Here is a 4,513-nt window from a genome sequence, read left to right on the forward strand (position 1 = left end):
GAACAACCCATCGCCACCACCCATACCAACATCATCCTGCATGAATGATCACGAACCGCAGGCGGGTTGCCGGTTACTGAGACACGCTCCTAGCCTGCGTGTTTCATCCGGAGTTGTGTCCGGATCATGATCGGAAAAGCGAAAGTGCCTTCTGAGCTGCAACGATGAGGCTTGTCTAAGGTCCCAGTCGTACCAGCAGGAAGGCACTTTCTGCGTGCACGTGCGACACGAGGTGGCGTGTGTTGAGCGGGTGCTCTTGGAGAGGGGGTCGGCGATGGCGCCGATGACAGGGTAGCCCCGGGTCCGTGTCCGATGGCCCGTCCCCACCCGGACGTGCGTCGCTGGTAACGGCGGGGTGCGGAGCTCCGGGGAGAAGCCCAAGTGCTGCCGTTCCACCCGGGGGCAACAGGCAAGGGGAAGACCGGGCGGGCGAACACCCGTGAACCCTCGATGACGTCTCGTGAAGAAAAGCCCTGCCGGTGGGATGGAGCAGTAGGGTGCAGGGCGGGCCGCTGAGACGCGGCAGGCGCCGGGCGGATATGCACGCCGTCCGGGAGGACACCGCCGCCCCGGGATATAGAGGGCGCCCAATCCGGTCGCATCTCGCATGCGCGGAACGTGGAAACCCCGACGGGGGCCGTCGCCCGGACAGGGCTGGCGGTGGGCCGACCGTGAGGAAGGCTGATGTCTCCGGCGGGACAGGACGGCTCAAGAAGCGAAGGCCGGCAGGCCGAAAGGCCAGAGGAAACCGGGACAGCACGAGCGGCGGCCTCTCCGCCGCAATCCCGGCCAACTCGCCGGATACCGGACCGGTGTTCGGGTCCGAAAGGACGCTGACGTGAGCCGGGTGAGCCTGTGAGGAGGGACGATGACGACAGCGGCAGTACCGAAGGACAAGTTGGACGCCACGGCTGCGGCCGGGGTGAACGGACCGGAGGGCGACTTCTTCGCGGACTGGGACAGTATCGACTGGGACCATGCGGAGGAGAACGTACGCCGCCTGCGCCAGCGCATCTTCACGGCATCGAGGGACGGTGACCTGGCGAAAGTCAGGAACCTGCAGAAACTGATGCTCCGGAGCCTGAGTAACACGCTGGTCAGCGTGCGCCGGGTGACGGAGGTCAACGCCGGACGGAAGACGGCGGGGATCGACGGTCAGGTCGTGCTGACCGCCCCGGGCAAGGCAGAGCTGGCGCGCTTCATCCAGCAGCGCGGCACCATCTGGCAGGCCCGTCCGGTCCGGCGGGTGTTCATCGCCAAGGCGGGGGGACGCAAACGGCGCCCGCTCGGCATTCCCGTGATCGTCGACAGGGCCCACCAGGCCCGGGTGTCGGCGGCGCTGGAACCCGAGTGGGAGGCCCGGTTCGAGGCAAGGTCGTATGGCTTCCGCCCGGGCCGGGGCTGCCACGACGCGATCGGGGTCATCTACAACACGCTCAACGGCAAGAACCCGCAGCGCGTGTGGATCCTGGACGCGGACCTGGCAGCGGCGTTCGACCGCATCGACCACGGTCGGCTTCTGGCCCAGCTCGGCACCTTCCCCGCCCGGGGAATGGTCCGACAGTGGTTAAAGGCCGGGGTGGTCGAGCGCGGCCGGTTCACTGCGACCGAGGAGGGAACTCCTCAAGGCGGAGTGATCAGCCCCGTGCTACTGAACGTTGCCTTGCACGGGATGGAGGCGGCCGCGGGCGTGCGGTACTACCCTCCGGGCCGACGGGCCGGAGAGATCATGCCGGACGCCCCGGTGCTGGTCAGATACGCCGACGATCTGGTGGCGATGTGCCACAGCCGCGCAGCGGCTGAGCAGGTCAAGGCACGGCTCGCCGAGTGGCTCGCGCCGAGGGGGCTGGTCTTCAACGAGGACAAGACACGCATCGTCCACGCCGAGACCGGCTTTGACTTCCTCGGGTTCAACGTGCGCCGCTACCGAAGCGGCAAGCTGCTGATCAAGCCCAGTAAGGCGGCCGTCAGGCGGATACGGGCCAGGCTGCGTGAGGAGATCCGGGCCCTGCGGGGCGCGGAAACCCTCGCGTTGCTGCGGGCGGTCAATCCGATCGTCCGTGGATGGGCGGCCTACTACCGGACGGTGGTGTCCAAGGAGGTCTTCGCCTCGCTGGACGACTACCTGTGGCAACTCACCTACCGGTGGGCCCTGCACAGGCATCCGAAGAAGTCGAGGCACTGGATCACCCACTGGTACTTCGACCGATTCAACCCCGCCCGGCAGGACAGATGGGTGTTCGGCCACCGTGACAACGGTGCCTACCTCGTCAAATTCGCCTGGACGAAAATCGTCCGGCATCAGCTGGTCAAGGGCACGTCGTCCCCGGACGATCCCGCCCTGACCGGCTACTGGGTCGACCGACGACGCAGAAGCGCTCCGCCGCCGCTGGACCGGGCCACGATGCGTCTGCTCCAGGCGCAGAAGGGCCGCTGCCAGCTCTGCGGGCAACTGCTCCTGCACGCTGACCGACCCCCGCAGTCCCCGACCGGGTGGGAGCAATGGCTCCGCACCACCCGGAAGGCGATCAAGACACGTTACATCGCCTATCAGGGAGCGAAGACGCCGGATGGAGTTCAACTCCGCCTCGCCCACGCCACGTGCCTACGACGGCCGAACACGTCGAACAACGGCACAACACTGCACTCCCAAGAGCCATCAGGGCTTGCTTGAGCCGTATGCGCGGACGACGCGCACGTACGGTTCTGAGGGGGCGGGAACGCAGTAATGCGTCCCCGCTACCCGACACTACCCGGTCACGCCCCAAGCTCGTCGTCAGCGCCGACGGGAACGGGGTGGCCAACCACGCCGGCTCGCGTCTGCTCGCGGATCTGGCGGACGCCACCTCGCTGACCAGCGCCTTCAGCGAAGCTCTGCACCGGCTGCGGCCACGCGGGACCGGGCACGACCCCGGCTGTGTCGCGGTGGACCTGGCGGTCATGCTCGCCGACGGCGGCGAAGCGATCGCCGACCTGGCCGTGCTGCGCGACCAGCGCGACGTATTCGGCCCCGTCGCCTCCACCCCGACCGCCTGGCGCGCGCTGGCCGGCATCGACACCACGGCCCTGAACGCACTGCGGGCAGCAAGAGCCCAGGCCCGTGAAATCGCCTGGCTGCAAGCGGACGAGACCGGACATCCCATCCTCGCATCCCACGCCGGAGGGCGTGAACTACCTGGCCTGGTCCTGGACATCGACGCGACCCTGGTCGCCTGCCACTCCGAGAAGGAACAGGCAGCCGCCACCTACAAGCGCGGCTTCGGCTACTACCCGCTGCTCTGCTTCCTCGACAACACCGGCGAGGCCCTCGCAGGCATCCTGCGGCCGGGCAACGCCGGAGCGAACACCGCAGCCGACCACATCACCGTCCTCGACCAAGCCCTCGCGCAGATCCCCGACGCCCACCGCCACGGCACCGAAATCCTCGTCCGCGCCGACAGCGCGGGCGGCACGAAAGCCTTCCTCGCCCACCTACGAGCCCTGCGCCAGCGCGGGATCCAGACCACCTTCTCCGTCGGGCACGCCGTCACCGAACAGGTCCGCAAGGCCATCCGGGTCCTACCCGACCAGGTCTGGCACCCCGCCCTGGAACAGGACGGCACCCTGCGCGTCGGCGCCGAGGTCGCCGAGCTGACCGGCCTGGCCGACCTCACCGGATACCCGGACGGCACCCGCATCATCGTCCGCCGCGAGCGCCCCCACCCCGGCGCCCAGCTGTCCCTCTTCGACCAGGACGAAGGCATGCGCCACCAGGTCTTCCTCACCGACACGCCCGTCGCCGGCGGCGGCTCACTCCAGGACCTGGAGGTCCGCCACCGGGCCCACGCCCGGGTCGAGGACCACATCCGCTGCGGCAAGAGCACCGGCTTCGGCCGCTTCCCCTCCCGCCGCTTCGCCATCAACCAGGCCTGGCTGGAGCTGTCCCTGACCGCGATCGACCTGCTGGCCTGGGCGCGAACCCTGCTGCTGGACGGCGAGTTGGCCACCGCCGAACCCAAGAGACTGCGCTACCGCCTCCTGCATGCTGCCGCCCGGATCACCCGCGGAGCCCGCCGCCTACGCCTGCGGATCGCCGCCACCTGGCCCTGGCGCCACGAACTGACCGCGGCGTTCAGCCGCCTCGTCGCACTGCCCCGACCGGCCACCTGACCGACGACGTCGCCACTGACCACCCACAACCCGAGGACCCAGGAGCACCCGGCCCCAGCGCCGGGACCTCGCCATGCCCAACGTCCGACGGCAGCCCCGCGACCCCCGGCACATGGATCACCCCAGATCAGCCGACGCCAACCGAAACAGCGAGGTTAGAGTTTGATCACTGATACCGAGGCCGAGCCGGAGTTGGCGGTGTATGCGCGGTGTCCGTCGGGGGAGACTGCTACCCATACCGGGTACCCGCCGACGTGGATGGGGTTGCGGACGGTGCGGTTGGTGGTGGTGTCGATCATCGACACCGAGTCCGGGCCGGAGTTGGCTGTGTAGGCGCGGTGTCCGTCGGGGGAGACCGCTACTC

Annotated in this window: 3 protein-coding genes; 2 read left to right on the forward strand and 1 reads right to left on the reverse strand. The window is 68.7% G+C overall.

The features are described from left to right. The first annotated feature begins 868 nt into the window (after window positions 1–868). Window positions 869–2,674 (forward strand): group II intron reverse transcriptase/maturase, encoded by a 1,806-nt coding sequence (ltrA, locus tag ACFY4A_RS42320; protein WP_390834635.1) that lies wholly within the window; start codon window positions 869–871, stop codon window positions 2,672–2,674. A 32-nt stretch (window positions 2,675–2,706) separates the two neighbouring features. Then, window positions 2,707–4,149: an IS1380 family transposase gene (locus ACFY4A_RS42325; RefSeq protein ID WP_390834637.1), complete on the forward strand. Its 1,443-nt coding sequence runs from the start codon at window positions 2,707–2,709 to the stop codon at window positions 4,147–4,149. Between the two features lie 155 nt (window positions 4,150–4,304). Here ACFY4A_RS42325 and ACFY4A_RS42330 read toward each other — a convergent pair. Beyond that, a partial coding sequence (locus ACFY4A_RS42330; protein ID WP_390834636.1) for a YncE family protein occupies window positions 4,305–4,513 on the reverse strand: 209 nt, incomplete at its 5' end.

The organism is Streptomyces sp. NPDC001292 (assembly GCF_042896465.1).
GTDB lineage: Bacteria > Actinomycetota > Actinomycetes > Streptomycetales > Streptomycetaceae > Streptomyces.